At 37.3% G+C, this 25,248-nt stretch carries 26 protein-coding genes; 2 read left to right on the forward strand and 24 right to left on the reverse strand.

Features of this window, described 5'->3' with window-relative positions:
• Positions 1 to 16: 16 nt before the first annotated feature.
• The 14 genes from ACLIBG_RS03970 to gpr form a co-directional block, all read right to left on the reverse strand.
• Positions 17 to 1,354, reverse strand: coding sequence for an NfeD family protein (locus ACLIBG_RS03970; protein WP_439311424.1), 1,338 nt, complete (start codon positions 1,352 to 1,354; stop codon positions 17 to 19).
• Positions 1,355 to 1,963: 609 nt separating this feature from the next.
• On the reverse strand, positions 1,964 to 2,410 hold the full coding sequence (locus tag ACLIBG_RS03975; protein WP_439311425.1) for a GatB/YqeY domain-containing protein: 447 nt from the start codon (positions 2,408 to 2,410) through the stop codon (positions 1,964 to 1,966).
• A 17-nt stretch (positions 2,411 to 2,427) separates the two neighbouring features.
• A complete protein-coding gene (gene rpsU, locus ACLIBG_RS03980; protein WP_439311426.1) occupies positions 2,428 to 2,601 on the reverse strand; it encodes a 30S ribosomal protein S21 in 174 nt (57 codons plus the stop codon).
• 121 nt (positions 2,602 to 2,722) lie between these two features.
• Positions 2,723 to 4,069, reverse strand: coding sequence for a tRNA (N(6)-L-threonylcarbamoyladenosine(37)-C(2))-methylthiotransferase MtaB (mtaB, locus tag ACLIBG_RS03985; RefSeq protein WP_439311427.1), 1,347 nt, complete (start codon positions 4,067 to 4,069; stop codon positions 2,723 to 2,725).
• 1 nt (position 4,070) lies between these two features.
• Positions 4,071 to 4,832, reverse strand: coding sequence for a 16S rRNA (uracil(1498)-N(3))-methyltransferase (locus ACLIBG_RS03990; RefSeq protein WP_439311428.1), 762 nt, complete (start codon positions 4,830 to 4,832; stop codon positions 4,071 to 4,073).
• A 9-nt stretch (positions 4,833 to 4,841) separates the two neighbouring features.
• Complete coding sequence (gene prmA, locus ACLIBG_RS03995) at positions 4,842 to 5,777, reverse strand: 50S ribosomal protein L11 methyltransferase (protein WP_439311429.1); 936 nt, start codon at positions 5,775 to 5,777, stop codon at positions 4,842 to 4,844.
• A 103-nt stretch (positions 5,778 to 5,880) separates the two neighbouring features.
• On the reverse strand, positions 5,881 to 6,999 hold the full coding sequence (gene dnaJ, locus ACLIBG_RS04000; protein WP_439311430.1) for a molecular chaperone DnaJ: 1,119 nt from the start codon (positions 6,997 to 6,999) through the stop codon (positions 5,881 to 5,883).
• Positions 7,000 to 7,162: 163 nt separating this feature from the next.
• Positions 7,163 to 9,022, reverse strand: coding sequence for a molecular chaperone DnaK (gene dnaK / locus ACLIBG_RS04005; RefSeq protein WP_439311431.1), 1,860 nt, complete (start codon positions 9,020 to 9,022; stop codon positions 7,163 to 7,165).
• 30 nt (positions 9,023 to 9,052) lie between these two features.
• Positions 9,053 to 9,631 carry a nucleotide exchange factor GrpE gene (grpE, locus tag ACLIBG_RS04010; protein WP_439311432.1) on the reverse strand — a complete coding sequence of 193 codons (579 nt, stop codon included), beginning with the start codon at positions 9,629 to 9,631 and terminating at the stop codon, positions 9,053 to 9,055.
• Between the two features lie 102 nt (positions 9,632 to 9,733).
• On the reverse strand, positions 9,734 to 10,765 hold the full coding sequence (hrcA, locus tag ACLIBG_RS04015) for a heat-inducible transcriptional repressor HrcA (RefSeq protein ID WP_439311433.1): 1,032 nt from the start codon (positions 10,763 to 10,765) through the stop codon (positions 9,734 to 9,736).
• Positions 10,766 to 11,042: 277 nt separating this feature from the next.
• Positions 11,043 to 12,851: a translation elongation factor 4 gene (lepA, locus tag ACLIBG_RS04020; RefSeq protein WP_439311434.1), complete on the reverse strand. Its 1,809-nt coding sequence runs from the start codon at positions 12,849 to 12,851 to the stop codon at positions 11,043 to 11,045.
• A 178-nt stretch (positions 12,852 to 13,029) separates the two neighbouring features.
• A complete protein-coding gene (locus ACLIBG_RS04025) occupies positions 13,030 to 13,332 on the reverse strand; it encodes a hypothetical protein (protein ID WP_439311435.1) in 303 nt (100 codons plus the stop codon).
• 2 nt (positions 13,333 to 13,334) lie between these two features.
• Positions 13,335 to 14,501 (reverse strand): stage II sporulation protein P, encoded by a 1,167-nt coding sequence (spoIIP, locus tag ACLIBG_RS04030; protein WP_439311436.1) that lies wholly within the window; start codon positions 14,499 to 14,501, stop codon positions 13,335 to 13,337.
• Between the two features lie 113 nt (positions 14,502 to 14,614).
• Entirely contained in the window at positions 14,615 to 15,706 is a 1,092-nt protein-coding gene (gene gpr / locus ACLIBG_RS04035) for a GPR endopeptidase (protein ID WP_439311437.1), read from the reverse strand.
• 499 nt (positions 15,707 to 16,205) lie between these two features.
• Between gpr and rpsT the strand changes: the two genes are divergently transcribed.
• On the forward strand, positions 16,206 to 16,472 hold the full coding sequence (gene rpsT, locus ACLIBG_RS04040; protein ID WP_439311438.1) for a 30S ribosomal protein S20: 267 nt from the start codon (positions 16,206 to 16,208) through the stop codon (positions 16,470 to 16,472).
• Positions 16,473 to 16,561: 89 nt separating this feature from the next.
• Here rpsT and holA read toward each other — a convergent pair whose 3' ends face one another.
• Positions 16,562 to 17,587, reverse strand: a complete 1,026-nt coding sequence (gene holA / locus ACLIBG_RS04045; protein ID WP_439311439.1) for a DNA polymerase III subunit delta — start codon at positions 17,585 to 17,587, stop codon at positions 16,562 to 16,564.
• 285 nt (positions 17,588 to 17,872) lie between these two features.
• Here holA and ACLIBG_RS04050 point away from each other — a divergent pair, with 285 nt between their 5' ends.
• Positions 17,873 to 18,004, forward strand: a complete 132-nt coding sequence (locus ACLIBG_RS04050; protein ID WP_439311440.1) for a YqzM family protein — start codon at positions 17,873 to 17,875, stop codon at positions 18,002 to 18,004.
• 105 nt (positions 18,005 to 18,109) lie between these two features.
• Here the strand turns inward: ACLIBG_RS04050 and ACLIBG_RS04055 are convergent, their stop codons facing one another.
• The 9 genes from ACLIBG_RS04055 to aroE form a co-directional block, all read right to left on the reverse strand.
• Positions 18,110 to 20,392, reverse strand: coding sequence for a DNA internalization-related competence protein ComEC/Rec2 (locus tag ACLIBG_RS04055; RefSeq protein WP_439311441.1), 2,283 nt, complete (start codon positions 20,390 to 20,392; stop codon positions 18,110 to 18,112).
• Positions 20,393 to 20,435: 43 nt separating this feature from the next.
• Positions 20,436 to 20,888 (reverse strand): ComE operon protein 2, encoded by a 453-nt coding sequence (locus ACLIBG_RS04060; protein WP_439311442.1) that lies wholly within the window; start codon positions 20,886 to 20,888, stop codon positions 20,436 to 20,438.
• A 60-nt stretch (positions 20,889 to 20,948) separates the two neighbouring features.
• The gene (locus tag ACLIBG_RS04065; RefSeq protein ID WP_439311443.1) at positions 20,949 to 21,545 is read right to left on the reverse strand and encodes a helix-hairpin-helix domain-containing protein; all 597 of its coding nucleotides are present in this window, start codon (positions 21,543 to 21,545) and stop codon (positions 20,949 to 20,951) included.
• A gap of 156 nt (positions 21,546 to 21,701) precedes the next feature.
• Positions 21,702 to 22,454, reverse strand: a complete 753-nt coding sequence (locus tag ACLIBG_RS04070) for a class I SAM-dependent DNA methyltransferase (RefSeq protein WP_439311444.1) — start codon at positions 22,452 to 22,454, stop codon at positions 21,702 to 21,704.
• A complete protein-coding gene (gene rsfS, locus ACLIBG_RS04075) occupies positions 22,441 to 22,818 on the reverse strand; it encodes a ribosome silencing factor (protein WP_439311445.1) in 378 nt (125 codons plus the stop codon). The genes ACLIBG_RS04070 and rsfS overlap by 14 nt, the downstream gene beginning before the upstream one ends.
• A 3-nt stretch (positions 22,819 to 22,821) precedes the next feature.
• Positions 22,822 to 23,391: a bis(5'-nucleosyl)-tetraphosphatase (symmetrical) YqeK gene (yqeK, locus tag ACLIBG_RS04080; RefSeq protein WP_439311446.1), complete on the reverse strand. Its 570-nt coding sequence runs from the start codon at positions 23,389 to 23,391 to the stop codon at positions 22,822 to 22,824.
• Positions 23,378 to 23,947 (reverse strand): nicotinate-nucleotide adenylyltransferase, encoded by a 570-nt coding sequence (locus tag ACLIBG_RS04085; RefSeq protein WP_439311447.1) that lies wholly within the window; start codon positions 23,945 to 23,947, stop codon positions 23,378 to 23,380. The genes yqeK and ACLIBG_RS04085 overlap by 14 nt, the downstream gene beginning before the upstream one ends.
• A 25-nt stretch (positions 23,948 to 23,972) precedes the next feature.
• The gene (yhbY, locus tag ACLIBG_RS04090; protein WP_439311448.1) at positions 23,973 to 24,269 is read right to left on the reverse strand and encodes a ribosome assembly RNA-binding protein YhbY; all 297 of its coding nucleotides are present in this window, start codon (positions 24,267 to 24,269) and stop codon (positions 23,973 to 23,975) included.
• Positions 24,270 to 25,118 carry a shikimate dehydrogenase gene (gene aroE / locus ACLIBG_RS04095; protein WP_439311449.1) on the reverse strand — a complete coding sequence of 283 codons (849 nt, stop codon included), beginning with the start codon at positions 25,116 to 25,118 and terminating at the stop codon, positions 24,270 to 24,272. It lies immediately after the preceding gene.
• Positions 25,119 to 25,248 lie beyond the last annotated feature (130 nt).

Genomic DNA, 25,248 nt, shown 5'->3' on the forward strand with positions numbered 1-25,248 from the left:
CTGATACAACTTATTTTTATATTTCTCTAACAACTACTCTCATACCTTCCGTTTTTACAACTTTTACTTTCTTATTCACATCGATAAAGTTACCTTCTGTTACTACATCAAGCCGTTCGTTTTCAAAAACAGCAATACCAGCGGGCCTTAATGGAGTTACTGCAACTCCGGTTTTACCAATTAACTCGGTTCTCGCTATAGAAGATACATACCCCAGGTCAGAAGTAGTTCGATCCCTTAAAATAATATGCCTGAAGATACCTTTTTCCAAGCCGATTGACTTGAAAAGAATTACCGCCGCAATAATCGCCACTATAAATGCAATAGCAATACTCATTGACATATGACCAAGGTCGTAACCGGATAAAAATAAAGATCCGATTACAGCACCGACACCAATGATGCCAATAATTCCTCCAGGCACGAAAAACTCCAAGATGATCAGTATGATGCCAAGTACCAATAAAATAATCGCTTCCATTCCTGCAAGCCCTGCAATGATATGACCATAAAAAAACAATACTAAAGAAATTAAGCCCATTGTTCCAGCTACACCAAAACCGGGGGAATACAGTTCGACAATCAACCCGAGACTTGCAACAGACAAAAGAATTGGAATGACGATCGGACTTGTTACAAAGCGGGCAACTTCTTCCGCTAGTGTTGTTTCGGTTTCAACAATTGTTGCATTGGATAGACCCAATTCATACAATAGTTCGACACGATTATTGACGATTCCTTTCGCATACTTTACTTCTACTGCATCTTGCGGGCTTAATGTTAAAAATTCACCTTTTGGTGCACCATATTCTGGCAAATTTTTATCTGCATCTGCCATCGCTATTGCATATTCCGGATCACGTCCTTTCGATTCAGCAGCGCCCTTCATTGAAGCTATCCAAGCAGACTGTGCCTTTTTATCGGCAGCGGTACCATCTTGTGTAATAACTCCACTGGCTCCCATTGTAGCTTGTGGACTCATATAGATATTATCCGTATTTAAAGCTAAATACGATCCAGCTGACAAGGCTTCATTTACGATGTAAGATGTTGTTGGTATATCCAAGTTTTGCATTAATTTGCCAATTTGTCCGGCAGAATCCACTCTACCGCCAGGTGTATCAATTTCAAAAATAATATGGTTCGCTCCGGCAGCTTCTGCTTCTTCAGTCGTTCGCTGTAGAAATGCTTCGAGTCCTCTTTCTACTTCATTTTCAATTGGTATGATATATACTAGCTTATCTTCCCCGCCCGTATCACTTTTCTCTTCAGCAAAGCTTAATGAAGCGTGGCTAGTTAACAGAAGTAATGAAAAGGCTATCAATATGTAACATCGATTTCTCAATCCGGACATCATAATTCACCTCTATCCAGGCAGCAGTAGATTTGATGCAATAATTTAATGATAGCATAAACATAAAGCGATATCACCATTCAACCCATTTTCGGTGTAAAAGAGCTTGAACTTAAGAAAAGCGCAAGCGCCCCACTTAGAAACGTAGCGACTGGACCGAAGCAACTGAGATAAAGGAATCATGCCCCTGCAAAAGGGGTATGCCAACGTTGCCCGCAAAGGGCGTATTTAGTTGGCCCTCCTTTACCTGTGCGAATCGATGATAACTTTCACCCAAGGGCATAAGGGCGACAAAGCCTCTGTCTAAAGCCAATCGGCAAGTCTTCTTTATCGTAAGGCGCTGCGGGAAGTCGCCTAGTTTCTGGGCGATTAAGCTAGACAGCTATGCGCAAAAACTTATACTTTCTTACCTTTTAAGAAAAGCGCAAGCGCCCTGGTCAGCTCCAATAAGCTTAAGCTAGAAATCGTAGTGGCGGTTATTGCCACGAAGAGTTATTGCTTAAGACCTCGAGGGGCTGGGCGATTAAGCTAGACAGCTATGCACAAAATTTTATACTTTCTGACCTACTTAAAAAGGTTCTTGCACAAGCCGGCAAGAACCTTCAAGGATTAGTTTAAATGTTTCTGTACGATTTTATTGATTAAAGAACCGTCTGCCCTGCCTTTTACCTTTGGCATAATCGCGCTCATTACTCTTCCCATATCTTTTTTGGAAGTAGCATTAACTTCCGTAATGGTTTGTTTGATTATTTGTTCAAGTTCTTCACTTGTTAACTGCTTAGGCAAATATTGCTGGACAATTGAGATTTCAAATTCAAGCTTTTGTGCAAGATCATCACGTCCGGCTGATTCAAATTCCTGGAGAGAATCTTTTCTTTGCTTTAACTCGCGTGATAGAATGGAGAGTTCTTCGTCCTCGGATAACTCAGCTTCACCGGTACGAATTAATTCGTTTTGCAGGGAAGCTTTTATCATTCGAATGACACTAAGTTTTTCCTTATTTTTATCTCTCATTGCTTGTTTCATATCTTCATTTAAACGTTCTGCAACCGTCATGCTTTGCACCTTCTTTATTATTTACGCTTTCGTGCAGCTTCCGATTTCTTTTTGCGTCGTACACTTGGTTTTTCATAGTATTCACGCTTACGATATTCGGATAAAGTACCGCTTTTCGATACACTGCGTTTAAAGCGACGAAGAGCATCTTCAAGAGACTCATTTTTGCGAATGCGAGTTGTTTTTGACATACTAGTTTCCCTCCCTCCGGAGTATAACACAAGATTCTGTTGGCATTAGATTAAAGAAATGCCTATTAAAATTATAATATAACCGCTGTGTAAGGTCAACAAATTAATTTGAAAATACTTCCTACAAACTGGTGACAGGAATGTCTGAGGAGGGATCCATTACACGTACGAACGTGCCTTCATTTAGCGGATAACCGGGCTCAGTTAATTTTACTTTAACAATTTTACCAATTAAATCAGTTGTTCCCGGGAATTGTATTTTTAAATAGTTATCCGAATAGCCGATTAATAAATTGGAATTTTTTTCAGATTGCTCTTCAGGTATAACCTCCAGCACTTCTTTATCAAAAGTTGATGCGTATACTTTTGCCAATTGATCAGAAAGTTCTATCAGTCGTTGTACTCGATCATTTTTCACTGTTTCGTCCACTTGATCACTCATTCTTGCAGCAGGCGTACCCGTTCGACGTGAAAAAGGAAAAACGTGTAACTCTGAATAACCTATTTCTTTTACAAAATTATACGTCTCCATGAATTCTTTATCCGTCTCGCCGGGAAAACCAACAATAACGTCCGAAGTTATTGCCAGTCTGGGAAGAGCGCGTTTGATTTTATCAATCTTTTGCTTATAAAACGCACTTGTGTACTTTCGTCTCATTCTGTCTAACACGGTATCTGATCCAGATTGCAACGGAATATGTAAATGACGGACAATTTTTTCCGATTTATCTAGTACATTGATTACTTCATCTGTTATTTGGCTTGCCTCAATGGAGGAGATTCGGATTCGTTTCAATCCTTTTACTTTCGTTTCCAAATCCCGAAGCAGCCTAGCAAAATTATAGTCTGCCATATCTTCACCATAACCTGCTGTATGAATACCGGTAAGAACGATTTCCTTGTAGCCTGCATCAACAAGCTGTTGCGCTTGTTTTAATACATTCTCTGGTTCTCTGGATCTTAGTAAACCACGAGACCAAGGAATGATGCAGAACGTGCAAAAATTGTTGCATCCTTCCTGTATTTTAAGTGAAGCTCTTGTTCGATCGGTGAATTCAGGAACATCCATTTCTTCAAATACACGATTTTTCATAATATTGGTCACACCATTTATTGGTTCTCTTGTTTTTTGATGTTCTTCAATATATTCGATCATTTTTTTGCGATTTTGCGTACCAACGACAACATCAACTCCAGGTATCTCCATAATTTCACCAGGAGAAGTTTGGGCGTAACATCCTGTGACACAAACAATTGCTTCCGGATTTTTTCGAACCGCCCGCCGAATAACTTGGCGACTCTTTTTATCTCCCGTATTTGTAACTGTACACGTATTAATGACATAAACATCCGACTGACGATCAAAATCTACGCGATCATACCCGTTTTCCATAAACATTTGCCAAATACCTTCTGTTTCATAATGATTTACTTTACACCCCAATGTATGAAAAGCTACTTTAGGCATCTTAACACCTCATTTCTTCAAAATGGTATGAAATACTCGATAATAAATAAAGCGCTGCTGTTTCTGTACGCAGTATTCGCGGACCGAGCCTCACAGCTACAAAGCCGTTAGATTTCAAAACTGCTATTTCTTTTGCAGAAAAGCCGCCTTCCGGACCAATGCATGCAAATACCGTATGATTCGATTCCAGCTTTTGGAGTTCAGATGCTAGCAAATGGCTTTCAGAAGTCTTTGCTTCACCCTCATAAGCAACTATTTTCAAATGATAGTCTTTGCTTTCCTCAATTAGTTCGAACAATGTCATGGGATTTTTAATAAAAGGCACAACATTACGATGGCTTTGTTCACTTGCTTCTTTTACTATTTTTGAAAAGCGCTGCATTTTTTTTTCTATTTTTTTTGCATCCCAGCTTACAACTGTACGCTCAGTTTTAAATGGGATAAAACCACCAGCACCAAGTTCTGTCCCTTTTTGGAGCACCAGTTCTATTTTATCTCCTTTAGGCATTCCTTGAGCAATTGTTACTTTTACCGGTAACTCAGCGGATTCCTTCAGCCATTCTAAAATAGCTGTTTGAATCGTTTGCTTATCAAGTGAAACGATTTCACACACTGCCGCTTCCCCTTCAGGATGATTACAGATAATGCGATCCCCCGGCTCGTTCCTCATTACCCGCATCACATGATGAGCGTTATCACCTGTCAAATAGACTGTTTGATCTTGCCAATGTTCATCACTTATAAAATACCGTTGCACTTCCATGCACCTACTTCACTTTTTTGCAATAAAGGAAATCCAGCCATTTAATTCATTTTTTTCAATGATGTGAAAGCCGCTTTTTTCCAATTGTGTTTTTACATCTTGTTGTTTGCTAGATATAATACCAGAAGTAATAAATAAACCCCCGGCCTTTAAGTTATTCCATGCATCGTCTGTAAATTTCATAATAATTTCCGCTAAAATATTTGAAACAATCACATCAGCTTGTTTTTCGATACCCTTTAGCAAATCATTTTGTTCGGAAATTATTTTATCTTTGACAAAATTAAGATCCGCATTGATCCTCGTACTGCTGACAGCAACTTCATCGAGATCGTATGCATAGACCTGTCCGGCTCCCAGAGCTGCAGCAACAATGCTTAATATACCTGAACCGCAACCGACATCCAAAACGAGATTGGTTTTGTGAACATACTTTTCGAGAGCTTGCGCACTTAATATTGTTGTCGGATGTGTTCCTGTTCCAAAAGCCATACCCGGATCAAGCTCAATAACTTTTTCTTCATTAGATGCCGGTGTGTATTGTTCCCACGTAGGAACAATCGTTATGTTGTCTGTAATTTTGACTGGCTTGTAATATTTTTTCCACTCATTTTCCCAATCACTTTCTTCAACCTTGTTTATCGTAATTGTTTTTGGTCTGAGCTGAAAACCAATCTGCTCCAACTCTGTCATATACTGCTTTATTTTTGTTAATTTAAATTGAAGCAGATCATTGTCATGAAAGTAAGCTTTGATCAATACACCTTCTTTAGGATAATCATTCGGATCAAGATCATACATTTCCCCAAAAAAATAGGATTTTTCTTTTGTTAAGTCAGCTGGATCCTCAGTGATCGTGCCATTTGCTCCCACTTCATTTAATAAATTGGAAATGGGTTCAATTGCTTCATTTGTAGTATGAATATTAACTTCTACCCATTTCAATAATGCCACTTCCTCTATTATTATTTAGATTCTCGTAATATAGTTGTGAGAAGTAGGTTTTTCTTTATGCAACAATCTAAAGCAGCCGATAAATGAAGATACTTTAATAATCACCTTTAAACGCTTTTTTAAAACGTTGAAAAATGGAATCATCCTGTTCAACAACTGGGTCATTTTCACTGATTTCGTTAAACTCCGACAAAAGTTCTTTTTGTCTGCTCGTTAATTTCGTAGGAGTCACGACTCTAATTTGAATGTGCTGATCACCATGTCCGTATCCACGAACATTAGGTACACCTTTTCCTTTCAAACGGAATGTTCTTCCTGTTTGTGTCCCAGCAGGTACTTTTATCGATACTTTGCCATGTACGGTAGGAACTTCTATTTCATCACCAAGGGCTGCTTGCGTAAATGTGACAGGGAGTTCACAATATATATTGTCGCCTTCCCGTACAAAGAAATCATGGCTTTTAATTTGGATAACAACAAACAAATCTCCTGGTGGACCACCATTAATTCCGGCATCGCCTCGTCCAGAAACCCGAATTTGCTGCCCTTCATCAATCCCCGCAGGAATCGATATTTTTACTTTTGTATGCTTTTTAACTTTTCCGGAACCACCACATGTAGAACATTTTTCCGGTATGATTTTACCGCTACCTTGACAATGATGACAGACTCTTCGGTTTACAACTCTTCCGAATGGTGTATTTTGCTCCGTGTTTAATTGCCCTGTACCTTTACAGTAAGAGCACGTTTTTGGTTTTGTGCCTGGTTTTGCTCCTGAACCGTTACACGTATCACAATCTTCTTCTTTTGGTATGCTGACTTCCGCTTCTTTTCCAAAGATGGCCTCTTCAAAATCCAGCACCATGGTATATTGTAAATCAGCTCCTTGTCGTGGAGCATTAGGATCCTGGCGCTGTCCCCCACCGAAGAACATATCGAAAATATCGCCAAATCCGGAAAAGTCTGAAGCACCAGCACCGAAGCCTTGACCGTCTGTTGCAGCGTGCCCAAACTGATCATATTGAGCACGTTTCTGTTCGTTTCCAAGCACTTCGTAAGCTTCTTTAGCTTCTTTAAATTTTTCTTCTGCATCAGCTTCTTTATTTACATCCGGATGATATTTCCTTGCCAATTTTCTATATGCTTTTCTAATTTCTTCTTTTGATGAATTTTTATTTATACCAAGGACATCGTAATAGTCTCTTTTACTCACGTTTTCATCACTCTCCCAACACACTCTGATTGCATAAGTTTAATCTTATCATTTTTCCCGCATGAAACGCAAACGGCCCTTAACGAAGATTATAAAGCTGATTAAATATCAGAAAAAAGTCAAAGCCAAGAAAATCCCGACTTTGACTTTATCAATTTATTCTTTATTTTTCTTCATCTTTTTTGTTGTCTTCAGATTGATTATCGTCTTCATTTACTTCTTTGTAATCTGCGTCAACGACATCTTCTGCTTCACCGGAAGCTTCTCCGCCCTGTTCTGCTTGAGACTCTTGAGCCATTTGCTCGTAAAGTTTAACAGATAATTGTTGTACTTGCTCTTCTAAAGCTTCTTTTTTCGCCTTAATTTCTTCCATATCGTCCGATTCGATCGCTTCTTTCAATGCTTCTTTCGCATCTTCAGCTTGTTTCTTTTCGTCATCGGAAACCTTGTCTTCCAAATCCTTTATTGTTTTATCTGTTGTAAATATTAGCTGGTCTGCCTCATTTCGCAAATCAATTTCTTCGCGACGCTTTTTATCGGCCTCTGCATTTTCTTCTGCATCTTTAACCATACTGTCAATCTCGTCATCGGAAAGACCGGATGATGATTTAATAGTTATGGATTGCTCTTTGTTTGTGCCTAAATCTTTTGCACGAACATTTACAATACCGTTAGCATCGATATCAAAAGACACTTCTATTTGTGGGACTCCACGTGGTGCAGGTGGAATATCCGTCAATTGGAAACGACCGAGCGTTTTGTTATCAGCGGCCATTTCACGCTCCCCTTGCAATACATGAATATCCACAGCTGTCTGATTATCGGCAGCCGTTGAAAATACTTGAGATTCACTTGTCGGGATTGTTGTATTACGTTCTATTAACTTCGTTGTAACTCCACCCATTGTTTCGATACCTAACGAAAGTGGCGTAACATCAAGCAATAATACGTCTTTTACATCCCCTTGTAGTACACCGCCTTGAATTGCTGCACCTAGCGCTACTACTTCATCAGGATTAACTCCTTTAGAAGGATCCTTACCTGTTTCCTTTTTGATTGCTTCCTGTACAGCTGGAATACGTGTGGATCCACCAACGAGAATAACCTTATCGATTTCACTAGCTGAAAGATCAGCGTCAGAAAGAGCTTTGCGTACAGGCGTCATTGTACGTTCTACAAGATCAGAACTTAATTCTTCAAACTTTGCTCGAGTTAAGGTCATTTCCATGTGTAATGGTCCTGCATCACCTGCAGTAATAAACGGCAAAGAAATCTGTGTTTGAGAAACACCGGATAAATCCTTTTTGGCTTTTTCAGCCGCGTCTTTTAAACGCTGTGTAGCCATTTTATCCTTGGATAAGTCAATTCCGTTTTCTTTTCTAAATTCCTGCACCATATAATCAATGACCACTTCGTCAAAGTCATCCCCACCTAAGCGGTTATCACCGGCAGTTGAAATAACTTCGAATGTTCCATCACCAATATCAAGAATAGAAACATCAAATGTTCCGCCACCCAAGTCGTAAACAAGTATTGTCTGGTCCTGATCTTCTTTATCAATACCATAAGCCAAAGCAGCTGCAGTAGGCTCATTAATGATACGCTCTACTTCTAAACCAGCTATAATACCAGCGTCTCTTGTTGCTTGACGCTCTGCATCATTAAAATATGCAGGTACTGTAATAACTGCTTTTTCTACTTTTTCGCCGATGTAATCCTCTGCATATGATTTAATATGCTGAAGAATAATTGCGGACACTTCTTGAGGTGTGTATTCTTTTCCATCAATCGTCACTTTATATTCTGTACCCATATGACGCTTAACTGATTGGATTGTATCCGGGTTTGTAATTGCCTGTCTTTTTGCTACTTCACCAACTTGGCGTTCTCCATTTTTAAATGCAACAACAGAAGGGGATGTTCGATTTCCTTCCGGGTTCGGAATTACAACAGCTTCTCCACCTTCCATTACAGAAACGCATGAATTTGTTGTACCTAAGTCAATTCCAATAATTTTACTCATAACGACATTCTCCTTTACTACAAAGACAAATTATTTATTTACTTTAACCATTGCTGGTCTGATAACACGATCTTTTAGCATATACCCTGCTTGTAATTCTTCTACAATTGTATTTGAATCTTTTTCTTCATCTTCAACTTGCATCACTGCATGGTGCAAATTAGGGTCAAATTGTTCATTCAATGTTTCCATTTTTTCAATACCTTGTGCTTTTAATGCTTCTTCAAGCTGGCTGTAGACCATTGTAATGCCTTCAATTAAATTACGATTGTCATCATTAACTTCTACTTTTAATGCACGTTCAAAATTATCAAGTGCAGGAAGTAACTCGTTCGCTAAATCTTGTGATTTATATTTTTGGGCTGCTGACTTTTCTTTTTCAGTACGTTTTTTAAAGTTTTCGTATTCAGCTTGCAATCGAAGCGATCGCTCAAGCGCAGCTTCTTTTTCTTCGCGCAAGCTCTCAAGTTCTTTACGAAGTTCAGCGAGTTCTTCTGCGTGATCATTTTCGTTATTATCACTATGTTCAACTTCTATATCTTCTGGTTCGATTTTTTCAATTGTTTCTTCTTCGTCTGAAACAATCGTTTCCTTATCCTGATCTCCCACTATAGCACCTCCCATTTAAATAACCATTGTACACTCTATCATGAATTGTCATCGAAATAAACAAATTGCATTTTTACGGATTTAGCATCAATATTAAGGTACTTATTGGTTGTTTTTATACCAAATATACAACGCATCCGTCATCTCACTTGATAGAGCATTTAGTAATGTAATCACTTTTTTATACTCCATTCTCGTTGGTCCTATGAGACCGATGGTTCCTCCTTGTTTATTTCCTAATTGATAATTTGCAGTAATCAAGCTAAAATTTTTAATTGCCTCTACCTTATTTTCATTACCGATAGAAACGTTTAAGCCGTTATGTTTATTTTTTAACAAATTAGCAATCGCCTCTTCATTTTCCAACATGGAATAAAAAGAATGAACTTTATCAACATTTTGAAATTCCGGTTGTATTAACATGTTTGATTTTCCGCCAATGTACAATTTCACAGAGTCATCGTGAGAAAGCACCACTTTCAAATAATCGAATAATTGTTCCGAGTTTCTGATGTACTTTTTCATTAACAGATGAATTTCGGTATTCAATCGATTCGATAATTGCACAATCGGAACTTCATACAACCGTTCATTTAAAATATTGACCATTTTTTCCAGATCAGCCGTACTTACCCCTTCTGGGATGGTAAAGGAGCGATGTTCTACATGGCCAGTATTTGTTACCAATATTGCTACAGCAGTCTGAACAGATAGTGGAACTAATTGAATCTGTTTTAACTTTGTTTCATTTACTTCCGGACCAAGTATGATTGACGTATAATTTGTTAAATCAGATAGTACTTGAGCGGACATTTGTACAATTTGCTCAAACTCAAAAAAACCATCTTGTATCATATGTTTAATAACGTCAACTTCTTGAAAATGAATAGAAGGGCCAATGACATGATCTACATAATAGCGATATCCCTTTTCCGACGGGACTCTTCCCGATGAGGAATGGGTTTTCTCCAGTAATTCCATATCTTCCAGATCAGCCATAACATTTCGTATGGTAGCTGCACTAAAGGTTATATTTTCCTTTTTGGAAATTACACGTGAGCCAACCGGCTGAGCGGATTCGATGAAGTCATCAATTATTGTTTGTAATATTAGTAACTGCCTTTCTGTTAACATGATGATCACCTCTGTTAGCACTCTATTACCACGAGTGCTAATGCTATTTATAAATTATCAAAACATCATTTTTTTGTCAATATGGATGCTTCAAAAATATAATAATGTGTTTTTATAATATTTCTTTTCATCATACATTAGCCGTTTAGTAGTGTTTTTCCTTAGGATGTTTTCATTAGGAATGAAATAACAACGAATGAATTCAAGGTCTATAAATTGAAAAAATTATTTAGTAAATGTTTACTAAATAATTTTTTCATTTGCTCATTGATTTAGTTTAGTCATCACCTAACTGCAAGACAGCCATAAAAGCTTCTTGAGGTACTTCAACAGAACCAACCATTTTCATTCGTTTCTTACCCTCTTTTTGCTTTTCTAGAAGTTTTCGTTTTCTCGTCACGTCACCGCCATATAGTTTGGCAGTTACGTCTTTTCGTACTGCCTTAATCGTCGAGCGTGCCTGAATCTGATTTCCAATTGCCGCTTGAACAGGTACTTCAAACTGCTGTCTCGGAATTAAATCCTTTAATTTTTCTACAATTTGCTTCCCTCTCATATAAGCAAAATCCTTGTGGACAATGATCGAAAGGGCATCTATCGGCTCTGAGTTTAATAATATATCCATTTTCACAAGATTGGAGACTCTGTTACCGATAAATTCATAATCCAGTGAAGCATACCCTTTTGTTTGTGACTTTAATTGATCAAAGAAATCATAAACAATTTCGGACAATGGTATCTCATAAATTACGTTAACACGAATATCATCCAAATATTGCATATCAATAAATTGCCCGCGCTTTTTTTGGCAAAGCTCCATAACTGTACCTACATAATCATTTGGGACCATAACTGTTGCTTTTACAAACGGTTCCCGTATTTCACTAATCACTTGTGGATCAGGCATCAAGGACGGATTATCTACGTTTAGTTTTTCTCCATCTGTTTTTTCTACTTCATAAATAACACTTGGTGCTGTTGTTATTAAATCAATATTATACTCGCGCTCAATTCTTTCCTGGATGATTTCCATATGCAATAAGCCCAGAAATCCGCTACGAAAACCAAAGCCGAGTGCTTGTGATGTCTCAGGCTCATATTGCAAGGAGGAATCATTTAATTCAAGGCGTTCCAAAGCTTCGCGCAAATCATTGTAGTTTTTTGAATCAACCGGATATAAACCACAAAATACCATTGGATTTAACCTCCGGTAACCGGGTAACGGTTTTTCAGCAGGATTTTTTGCCAATGTGATTGTATCCCCTACTTGCGTGTCACCAACTTGCTTAATTGCTGCAGTCAAGTAGCCTACATCTCCTACAGTCAGCGCATCTTTCTTTATTGGGCTTGGGGTAAAGACGCCTAACTCTTGGACTTCATATTCCTTACCGTTTGCCATCATACGTACTTTGTCGCCCACTTTTACAGAACCATCTTTAACACAGACATATGCAATTACTCCGCGGTAGGAATCGTATAGCGAATCAAAAATTAATCCTTTAAGTGGGTTGTTTTTATCACCTGTAGGCGGTGGAACAACCTCTACAATTCTTTCTAAAATCTCTTCGATACCGATGTTCGCCTTCGCTGAAGCTAAAATAACATCATCCGGATCTATTCCAATAACATCAACCAGTTCTTGTGTTACCCGTTCAGGATCCGCGTTTGGAAGATCAATTTTATTAATTACAGGAATAATTTCTAGTTCATTGTCCAAAGCTAAATAAACATTGGCAAGTGTTTGGGCTTCTATTCCTTGGGCAGCGTCTACTACGAGAATAGCGCCTTCGCACGCTGCTAAGCTACGAGAAACTTCATAAGTGAAATCAACATGTCCCGGGGTATCAATCAAATGGAATGTATATTCTTCGCCGTTATTATGATCGTATTTTAATTGAACTGCATTTAGTTTGATTGTTATGCCTCGTTCACGTTCTAGGTCCATACCATCTAAAAATTGTTCTTTCATTTCTCGTTCGCTTAATGCTTTTGTATTTTCCAAAATTCGATCGGCTAACGTTGATTTGCCGTGGTCTATATGTGCTATAATGGAAAAATTGCGCACATTTCTTTCTACTTTCGCCATATATGCTGTTCACTCCTACGATTATAACTGCATCGATTCCTAAAGATTTATTTATCTTTAGCTAGCATTGATTATAGCAACAGTAGACCTTCGTTTCAATAAATACAGAAATACAGAATAGGTTAGACGTAATAATCTCTTTAAGAAACATGTTTCACTTACAAATACCGATCATCATTTATTCAAAGAATAGCTTAGTAAACTGGTACATGACATGGACAACTAACTCATAAAATGCACGAACACCCTTTTCTAAAAAAGATGCTACCTTCTGAATAAAGTGCTCTTGTCCAGTTATAACGGCAGCTTGTTCCGGAACAAGCTCTTCCACAATGATTGGGGTATCATCCATTAATTCCTCTTCCTTCTCTACTACTTCCACATTCTTATCTGCGGACTGCTTATTTTGATCAATGCCAAAAACCATTCCTGATAAAAAAAATAGTGCAAAAAGCAGGATAACAATAAATGCCCGGACCATTTCTATTCCTCCTTCACTTCTGCATCAACCTTTTCTGCATTCCAATATATTTCACTGAATGTTTCTGCAACGATATCAGCTGTTCGATATAACTCTTCCAAATTATTATCTACACCGCCTATTTCGAGCAGCAAAGCATTTTCGGATAAATCCTGATTAAAGACACCGTTCGTTCCAGCACCTTCTTTCGTAATTACGGCTTTACTCAATCCGGGGTATTTTTCTTGAATTTTATAATGCATCTCTGTAGCTAAAGCCAGATTTTTCTCAAAGCTTGCATATTCCGCACCGATTACAAATAAAACTTGCGCATATTCCTTGCCGTTAATTGTTGTCGTTGTTTTTTCTCTACGTAAACTATCCCGATGAATATCAAACACATATTCAATATCTTTATTTGTAGCCATCGCCTCTTCCACAATAGGACGTGAGGTTGCATAAGAACTTCCATATTTCAGCCCCTTTTGTTGTAGAACTTGCATAATATCCGTTGTGTCCATACTTGTGCCTATGCCATTCTGTCGAAGCGTTTTTGCTACACGATCGCTCACTTTCGAAACGTTCACTTCTTTATGGTGGGCCTTATTTGGGTCTGTAACTTCTGGTAAATGAGGTAAAAATGATTCCCTATTATGTGTATTGTAAATAAATACAACCTCTCTATCACCTGTCGTTAAGCCATTATTGTCCTGCTTCTTAATATTTTCATCGGGCTCTTCAGCGACTGCTTCACGATTTCTCAAAACCTCTTCCAATGGAGGGGATGACTCATAGGATAGACTTGAATGACTCGTCCCTTCCCCAGCAACAATTATCCGATTTTCAAATGAAGAAAAACCGGGAATAACATGTGTAAGCAAACTTCTTGTATCGCCTGATTTTATATTTGTTACAACTTGGAAAAGTGCCGTAGACAATTTGGGCACTGCTTTGTCTTCTGGAAATGCATTTTTAAAAATGCGGTTTTCCAATCCAAGCAAATATAAAAAAGTGGAACTGTCCACATCACTTGTCCATGTAGTAATTGTTTGGGAAGAGAATCGATATGCAGGTTTAATAGTTGTTAGCATACCTATAAACACAATTAATATAATGACACTTATTAAATACAATCCCCCACCTTTTTTAAATAAAGGATTTAAAAGGTGTTTACCATTTTTAAAAAACAATGTTCCATCCTCCCCACAATCGATCTGCTCTCATAGTTAACTCTATGAGGCAAAAGGAGAAGATAGAACATAATCTTTTAATTTCTTATGTGATTTAATAGAGCATACTTTTGTTATCGTGTATAAGACGCAAAATTATCTGTATTAACATTCTCATGCAACGCTGCATTGATTCCGCTTGCCAGCACAGTTGCCATGTCTATCATAAAACCATCTACTTCCTTAGGGGTTACCATCAAGTTATGTCCAATTGGAGTCAATACTTCGGAAATCAACTTTCTTTTTTCACCTTCAGACAAATTTCCTACAAGCCCAAGAAAGGTATTTCTTTTTTCGGCATCCGGTAAATCAGACTCTTGAAATGTTTTTGTACCAAAGGTCATACTTGCCGGTGCAAGCGCTTTTGATGGTTTATCTTTATCTTTCCACTCTCTACCCACATGTTTCAGTAAAAAATCGATTGTATCACTCGTAATAGTTACAGCATCGACGACTGTTGGAACACCAATCGCAATGACCGGTATTCCCAGTGTTTCGACACTTAATTCTTTCCGTTTATTTGCTACGCCCGACCCTGGATGAATGCCGGAATCAGACAGCTGAATCGTTTCATTAATACGTTCAATTGACCGTGAAGCAAGTGCATCAACGGCTATGATGAAATCGGGATTAAATTTTTCGACAATCCCATGTATAATATCACTTGTTTCCATCCCTGTGACCCCCATGACTCCGGGAGTAACGGCGGCAACCGCTCGGTACCCTTCAGCAACTGTTTCATATTCTAACTCAAACAAGTGATTTGTAACGAGAATTTTCTCAATCGACATCGGCCCAAGCGCGTCTGGTGTTACATTCCAATTTCCTAATCCAACGACTAATCCTTTACTATCTTTTCCAATGTTATTTTGTTTCAATAGATTCTTTAATTCATCTGCTAAAATATTTGCAGCTTCATGCTGTTTTTTCGTGTCTCGCTTTTTAACTCCATCAGCATAAATCGTCACATAGGAGCCGGGCTTTTTCCCGAGCTTTTCCGCTCCTTGTTCATCAATTGTTACATAGGAAATTTTTATATTATGGAGCGTCCGATCTTTAACTGTAACCCCGCTGAGTTCATTCTTTTTTTCGTCACCAACATGCATGTCTTTTGCTTCTATCGCCAGGTCTGTTCTTACTTGTAATTCCTGGAATGAGTGATTCATCTGTAACACCCTTTCATTCGTTTATAGAGCTTGTTCAAAAGTCCGGTAAAAAACGCTTTGATACAAAGGGAGTTCGACTTAGTACTGACACATCCGGGGATTGTAATTACGATTTCGTCCATAAAAATGTGTCAATCACCTATCCTGTGGCTATAGCAGAACTTCTACTAAGATCCCCATATTATGTGAAAACATAGAAGTCAGTGACCCTTCACAAGCCCGGTATTCAAAACTTTAGCGGCTTGAATTTCGCGCTTTTTATCCATTGTTTTAGAAAACACACTTATATGGTTATATCGTATACAAAATACATAAAAACATGTACTTGAAATAATACAGTTGAAATAAAGAGATTCTTTTGGTAAAATATTTCTTGTTCTTGATAATTGGGAATAGAGATAGCAAATCGGAAGAATTGACTAGTGTTTTATTTTCGAGTTAATCTGGATATCCAGTTTACTATTTGACAATTATTTGATCTATTAGGAGGTGGAAATACATGGCAAATTTAAAATCAGCAATTAAGCGTGTGCGAGTTAACGAGAAAAAACATGCATTAAACCAGTCGTTTAAATCCGACATGCGTACACATATTAAGCGTCTTGAACATTTAATTCAGGCAAAAGATGTTGATAATGCAAAAGCCGCATATAATACTGTAGTAAGTAAAATAGATAAAGCAATGCAAAAAGGCGTTATTCATAAAAACAACGGAAATCGTCAAAAAACACGTCTTGCTAACAAAATAAACCAACTGAGTGCTTAATTGCACACGAAAAAAACGATCCTCATCATGAAAGGATCGTTTTTATTTTGCGATATTTTTTTACGTAATTTCACTCTTCTGCTATATTTTCATGAAGCAGCTTGCGTTAAATCGTACAGCAACAGTTCAAAAGCAATACCTTTATCCATTTTCCCTTGTTTAATAGCAGCATCCGCGGTTGTTAATTTATTAATTATTTCTTTTAACATTGCCGATGAAAAATGCTGATCCCGGTTATAAGCAATTTTAATCACATACGGATGAGCTTTAAGCTGTTTCTGCATCCTAAATTGATTATAACCTTTTGATTTTAATACTTTCACCTGCAAAATCATTCTAAATTGGTAAGCGAGTAATGCAAGTATCGCTATTGGCTCTTCTTTCATTTTCTCCAGATCTTTATAAATATGAATTGCCATTTGTAAGTTCCTATCCATTACTGCTTCTGCAAGCTTTAATGATGATTGATTTACTGTATGACCGATTAAGTTTTCCACGATATCTTTTGTAACGGTTCCACCTTCACCAATATACAAAGCAAGCTTGGTGATTTCATTTTTTATAAGGTATAAGTCCGTCGATAAATTCATCGCTATAACATCTGTGGCATCTTTATCTATTGAAATCTTATGTTGGTTTGCCATCTTATTAATCCATTGATGAACCTCTTGTTCTTTAACGTGTTGACATGCCACCGCCATGGCATTTGCTTTTATAGACTTTACAATTCGCTTTCTTTCGTCCATCTTCTCAAATGGTGCAACAAGGATTAATATCGTATAGTCAACAGGATTAGTCAGATACTGTTCTAATCGGGTTAAATCGTGATCAAATAATAATTTTTCTTGCTTTGCTTGTAAAAAAACAGCATTTTCCGCAATAATTATTTTTTTATCACTAAAAAACGGATAAGTTTCCGCGTCAGCAATCACTTCTTGAATGGAAGTTTCCTTTAGATCGTAAACAGATGTCTCAATTTGATTTTCAGTCGACATACTATTTATGATATGCTGTTTGATATTTGTTATAAAATAAGCCTCTTCACCGCACAAAAGAACGACGGATGGAAAATTTTCTTTTTGTATTCTTTGCCGTGCCTCATCAAAAGACAACATAGGATCCACTCCGATAGCTATGGTATATTGTCTATTATAGCAGGTAAAATTTTGGAGAGAAATGTTTTTGTCACTTCTCTCCGTCATCTATATAAACGTTTAAAAAACAGTCCCGGGAACTGTTTTCAAACGGGATCCCTTATAGCTTTTGCCGAATGTCCCTTTCATATAGCTGTAAAGTCTTTCTAAAATTGGAGAATCCTAAATTTTTGTTACAATTTGTTGTTTGGCTAGATTTATTTTAAAAAGTGATTTATACTAACAGAAGATATAGGAGGGATGGATATGAACGAATTTGAAAAAGACCCACAATCTCAAGGTAATGATGTGGTCGATTCCATAAAAGGTTTTGGTTTCTCATTTCTTTTCTTTGTCTTCATGTTTGCAATTGGTGCAGTCATTAGTTATATGGGCTAATCTTAAAAATTCATTGATAATGTATATTGAAACAAAAGGGGCTGTTAATCGTTAATTAAAACAGCCTCTTTTTATAGTGTAAGTGCTCCATATCATTAATTTATCTTATGGTAAATACGTACGGAATGTTCCAATGTTATTTCTGTAAAAAAACTGAACCGCACCATGTTTATCCGTTCGAAAAATAGTTATATTACTGTCTTCCAGCGTCTGTATTACTTCATTTGTTGGGTGACCATACCGATTATTTTTCCCGACTGATATGAGCGCTGCTTGCGGCTTTACCTTTTTTATGAAACTTGGATCTGTTGAGGTGTTACTCCCATGGTGACCTACTTTTAACACGTCAATAGTAAGTTGGTCGTAAAAAGTAATTATCTCCTGCTCGGTTTCCTTACCCGCATCACCGGTAAACAGCCAGTCAATCCCTTCAAACGATGTGTAAATGATGAGTGAGTTTTCATTACTTGACTCATTATCTTTTAATGGGGATAAAAAATAAAAAGTTTGTCCAGAAATGGTGACATTCTCATTATAAGCAACGCGCTTTACAGCAACATTGTTCTTTTGCAGGTCCTGTATTTTATCTTCATCCATTTCGTAAAATTCACTAATAAATATTTCCTTCACATCCATATCATTTACAATATACGACACACTTCCATCATGATCCAAATCCTCATGACTCAAAAAAATAGCATCAATTTTATGTATACCTCTCGAATGTAAATATGCCTTTATTATTTGCTCATATACAGTTTTCGTCGGTTTGTAATCAGTAAATGAAAATTCAGCACCGGCATCAATTAAAAACACACCTTTTCGATATGGCAGCTCCACAATATATGCATCACCCTGTCCAATATCAAGCATAGTTACTATACCAGTCGGAGAAAAATAAGGACGGACGGCAAGCCAGACAATTAAAAAAACAACGGACCCACCATAATAAAAAGCATACTTCAGTCGTTTTAATTGCAAGTGGTTCATGCATAGAGCAAACAACAGCATGTAAAGTGCTCCAAATATAAATGGATATTTACCTATCATAAATGGATAGTATGCAGCTTCGTCTACTACTTCTAGAGCAAATAAAAATGTATCGTGAATCTGTATAAATAACGATTCAAAAAAATAAAAAGCGAAAGATGGGAATAGAGAAATAAATAAGAGGAAAAACAAATATGGAATAACGAATAAGGTGAAATAAGGGACGACAAGTACATTTAATAAAATGGATAAGGGGTGGAATGCTGAGAAATAAGCAACTTGAAGCGGAAAAATGATCATTTGCGAAACGAAACTAATTTGAAAAAGCTGAAATAATTTTGAGTCCGTATCTGCAATCCATTGCCTAGAAATAATCAAGCCAAAAGTGACCATAAATGAAAATTGAAATCCTATATGATAGACGATGTACTTATCCGATAAAATGAATGTTAAAAACACAATGCTAACGATATCTCCTAGGCTGTGCCGGCTTTTTACCTTGTTTAATACGATGACCAACACAACCATCATACTTGCCCGCAAAATGGAAGGCTGGCTACCTGCCAACAAAGAATAAATTGGTAGAAATATTAACACAACCCATTGCGCTTTTTCCTTCGTCATTAAATTGAATTGAACGAGCGAAAAATACAAAAGCGCAACAATTATACCTATGTGCAAACCTGAAATTGCCAGTAAATGTGATAAACTCCAACGATTAAACAATTCCGTGACATAATCGCCCAAGTCAGTACGGTCACCAAACAACAATGCTTTTATCCATACAGATGTTTCAGGACTCGCAATTTCTTCTACATGTTCCATTAAGGCAGAACGTACCGTATATACATAATGAAGCACCGATGAACCAGAGCATACCATATGATCAATTTCTTCAATAATGAATTGCTGTATAATCCCTTGTTGCTTTAAATAAGTTTGATAATCGAATTGCCCTGGATTGGTTGCCGGTTCTGGACTAACTAACTCACCCCTGATCGTGCAAGTTGCACCGTGCTTAAGATCGTTTATTCCTTTTGAACTTTCTTCTTGTTCAAGAAAAATAACGGCAAGTAATTTTTGGTTTTGTTCACTTTTGAACGTAAAAGCTATTCGTTTCGCTGAAGTTGTTATGGAACTTTTAATTTTTCCGGTTAATACTTGTTCAGTAGAAGCATCACTTTCAGTGGGGGTGGTCGAATCGATCGAAGGTATATAGTAGGAGAAAAAAAGATAAATAATGAGCGAAAGTACAATCGGTATTATCCTTAACCGTTTTAAATAATATAAATAAAACAGCCATAGCAGCAAAATAACTGCAAACCAGTTAGTCTGAAACCGTACGGTCAAAATGCTGCATACGACTGCAAATGCTGTAAAATGCCAATATCCTTTCATGTATGTGCCTCACCTATCTTCAAAGTTCTTAAATGCAGGATTTTTATAAGTTCGTGGCAATGTGCACATCTTCTAGTTCCACTTTTTGTGTATGTATACCTGCTTCTTTAAATAAATCTATTGCATAATCATGATTACGGTAGTCGACTGCATAAAAAACGTTAGAAACACCACTTTGTATAATCATTTTGCAACATTGAAGGCAAGGATAGTGTGTCACATATATATCTGTTTTTTCTGTAGAAACGCCAAATCGTGCACATTGCAATAAAGCATTTGCCTCTGCATGTACTGTTCTGACGCAGTGTCCATCGACCATGTAACATCCGTGGTCAATACAATGTGTGCCATCGGAAACACTTCCATTGTACCCACTCGCAATGATTCGATTGTCACGCACAATAATAGCGCCGACATTCAATCGTGTACACGTGCTTCGCAAAGCAGCAAGATAACTTTGTGCCATAAAATATTGTCCCCAAGAGATTCGTTCCATCGGATATGCTCCTTTGTCTTTTTAATCAGTGTATAGATATTCCGTATGTTTCGTCAATACCTATGGAATTTCGATGTCATCACGTATGTTTTCTAATGTTTTTTCTCCAATACCGGAAACCTCGAGTAAATCTTCCTCAGAGCTAAATAAACCTTGTTCTTCACGATGTTTTATAATTGCCTGTGCTTTAGCTTGTCCAATTCCATTTAATGTTACAATATCCGCTTCTGACGCGATATTAATTTTCACTTTTTTATCCTGTTCATTAAACACGCTTGTAGCGCCATGATTTTCACCTTCTTTGTTTACAAATATAACCATTTCATCTTGAACTTTCTGAGCAAGATTTACACTTGTTTCATCTGCATTTGAAGTAAACCCGTCAGCAAGTTTAATGGCATCATTCACCCGATCACCTGAACGAAGCTCATATACCCCTGGTTGTTCAACTTCACCTTTTATATCGACGAGAATAACATGATCTGTATCGACCGCCGTTTCAAGTTCTACTATTTGTTTTTCATCAGAAAAAATGATATCTGCTTGATCGTCTCTGTCCTGAATATCTGTTTTTTTGTCATTTGTAATAAAAAAGATAATTCCGATAACGATGGCACCGATAATGAGAACCGCATACTTCTTAATTGCTTCAAACACGGTATAGTATCACTCCCTTTCTATTTTATGATTAATCTCGAATCGGAAAAATCAGACATGAAGTGTCGTTTTGAGGGTTTAAAGAAGGGCTATAACCTTACTTCCATACTGATTGCTACTAATCCTGCCTATGAGAAAAAGATCGGGAAAATCGAATTATCCCAATCTTTTTTCAGCTGAAAAGAAAATTCTTTCTGTTTGATCCTCTTGTTGTTTCGATTTCACTGCAAAATCTCTATAAAAATTAATATTTGTAAATCCGCTTTCCTCTAATAATTGTATATAAAATGAAATAGGATAGGTTTTTTGATGGTGTATTTCGTCGAACCGTTCATATACTCCATTCACTTTACGAAAAAAAGTTAATTCATGGAACATTTCACCCGGTTCCTCACCTTCCAAACAAAACCATATATAGCTTACTTCTTCCTCTACATCCGCAAATGTACTTCCTATGTAATAATTTTCAATATATTCCAAGTCGTGCACATCAAATATAAATAAGCCACCTGGCTTCAGTGAATGATTAATATGAAGAAAAGTTTTTCGTAACTCTGCTTCCGACGTTACATAATTGATTACATCACAATAGCTTACAGCAGCATCCAAATTGGAAAGCCCCTGTAAATCACGTAAATCCTGCATTATCCAGTCAATGGAAACGTTGTTAACACTTGCTTTTTGCTCCGCATACGTCAACATATCACCGGAGGCATCAATGCCTGTCATTTTAAAGCCTTCTTTTGCAAGTGCGGTTGTGATAGACCCTGTACCGCAACCGAGATCTGCAATGGTTTGCACTTTTTTACCGGACTTTTCTATGATTTCTTTTGTAAATGTAGTCCAACGACTGTAAGGGACATGAGCCATTAATTGGTCATAGAGGGACGCCATCTCATGATAAGTCATTTCGTAATCTCTGGTCCCCGTGTATATTCAGTTCAACGCGTGCTGCATCTCCCCATAGCCGTTCCAAGTTGTAGTAATGACGTTCCTCTTTATGGAAAATGTGACAAACAATATCTCCCGTATCAACTAGAACCCACCGTGCCTGCTCAAACCCTTCCAGACGATACACACGGATGTCCTCTTTTTCTAATGCATTCTGAACAGACCTTGCAATTGCCTGTACCTGGCGTTCATTATTCCCGTGACAGATAACAAAATAATCCGCTATTGAAGATAACTCTTCCATATTTAAGGCAACAATGTTTTCTGCTTTACGATCATCACTCGCTTCAGCAATTAGTTGTACAATATCAGTTATTTCCATGTATTACATTTCTCCCATCTTTTTCGTTAAATCATTATATGCATAAAATGTATCCGGATAAATAGTTGCTTTGTTTTTGAACAAAAATTCAATCGTATTCCGAACAACAAGCCAGGCCGAATATCGTAAATCTTTTAAAGCTGCCTCCCGAACTTCTTCTACTCCGGGAAAATGTCTTCCCGGCTCAATATAATCAGCTACAAATAATACGAGTTCTAAATTGCTCATATGTGCCCTGCCTGTTGTATGGTAGCGAATAGCATTTAAAATATCTTCATCCTCAATATTAAAATTGTGCTGTATTAAGTGTGCAGCAATTGGACCATGCCATAATTCCTTATGGTAATCCAATAAGCGAATGGGCAGATGATTCTCTTTTATGTAATTTTTTAATGTAGTCGTTTCCCAACATTTCGCATAGTCATGAAAAAGGGCAGCGAGTTCTACTTTATGTGCGCATGCATCATAAATATGAGCCAACTCATTCGCGGTTCTTGCTACCCGAAGCGTATGATTAAATCGTTCATTTGTCATTTGAGGTTTTATACGTGAAATAATATCAGCTTTCTTCATATAATCGCCTCTCTTTTATGTAAGTATTCACGCGTTCGGGTATTAAGTAAGTGACCGTTTGGTTGTTGCGCAACCTCTCTCTAATGAAAGATGAGGATATATCAAAAACTGGTATATCCACTTCAAGTAATGGGTAACTTGTCTCCACTTGAAAACCTGGGCGCTCAACTCCTACAAAATTCATCAATTTAACTAGTTCATCCACATGTTTCCACTTTGGTAAATATTCAACCATATCTGCTCCGATAATAAAATAAAAAGTGTAACCCGGATACTCCTCTTTTAATTCTTTTATCGTATCGACCGTATAAGATATTCCAGATCGATCAATTTCCAATGTGTTTAACTTAAAATGGTCATTTCCCTGTATTGCTAATTGTAGCATGTTAATACGATGGTTCGCATCTATCATTGCTTTGTTTTTATGAGGTGGATCATAGGATGGTATGAACCAGATTTCATCTAATTGGAGCGCATTCTTTACTTCTTCTGCAATGATTAAATGGCCCATGTGCGGAGGATCAAAAGTTCCACCCAAAATGCCTATCTGCATCATTGTCCCCCCTTTGTTCCAATATGATTTAGTTTGGAAGTTCCAGTTGCTTATTTTCTTGTGACTCTTTGTATAATACAACGTTGTTACCAATGATTTGAACTATTTCCGCTCCTGTACCTTCCGCCAAGCTATCTGCTACTTCATCCTTATCTTCCAGACAGTTCTGTAAAATGCTAACTTTAATCAGCTCACGTTTTTCCAGTGCTTCTTCTATTTGCTTAATCATGTTATCATTTACCCCTGTTTTACCAACTTGAAAAATTGGCTTTAATGTATTTGCTTTAGACCTTAAGAACCTTTTTTGCTTTCCTGTCAAAGCCATTCACTCATCTCCTTGCAATATGTTTATTAATTCTTCATCCATTGTTCCTGTTTCTGCCTTCGTTCCAGTCCATATTTCAAATGCCGCCTGTGCCTGAAATAACAGCATTGTATGTCCATAATGGATAGATGCATCATGCTCTTGAGCTTGTTTCAGAAATTCCGTCTGTAATGGTTGATATACAATGTCACTGACAATACTGCCAGTTTTCAAATTGTTAAGTTGAATAATGGACTTATCCGAATGTGGTTTCATTCCGACAGAAGTTGTTTGAATAATAACATCATACTTGCTTAACATATTTTCTGCTTCTTTAAGTGTAAGGATACATGTATTAATCTTACCATTATTCAACTGCTTTATATTTTCAGCCGATTCCTTCGTTCGGTTTGCAATGTCTATCTGGCTAAATCCTGCTTTAATTAAGGCATAATAAATCCCCCGTGCCGCTCCACCTGCTCCAACCAATAATACATTTGCAGTTTTGTCTGTAAACAGCTGTGGAAAATTACTTTCCAACGACCGGACATACCCATCTCCATCTGTATTGTATCCGATCCAAGCTCCATTCTCCTTGACGACTGTATTGACAGCACCCATTAATTTGGCATTTTCGTCAACTTTGTCCAAATAAGGAATAATTTTTTCTTTATATGGAACCGTTACATTAAAACCATTTATTCCCTCTTCTCGCATTTGTTCCAGTTCTTCCGAAAAAGATGCATTTGGCTCTATTTCCATAATACGATAAGAACCAGACAGTTTTGCAATTTTGAAAAACTGTTCATGAATCCATGGAGACAAAGAATGTTGAATGGGATACCCGATTAAACCTAATTTATAGTGCATCATTTCATCTCCTTTTAGAGGTTTGATCTTCATTGCTTGCGAAGGGGAAACTTCTACTAAAACCGCCTACGTCCTTTAGCCAACGTAGAAGTCAGTACCTCCTGTACAATCCCGGTACTCAAAGCATCGC

This window comes from Virgibacillus sp. W0181, assembly GCF_051846915.1.
GTDB lineage: Bacteria > Bacillota > Bacilli > Bacillales > Amphibacillaceae > JBPYCR01.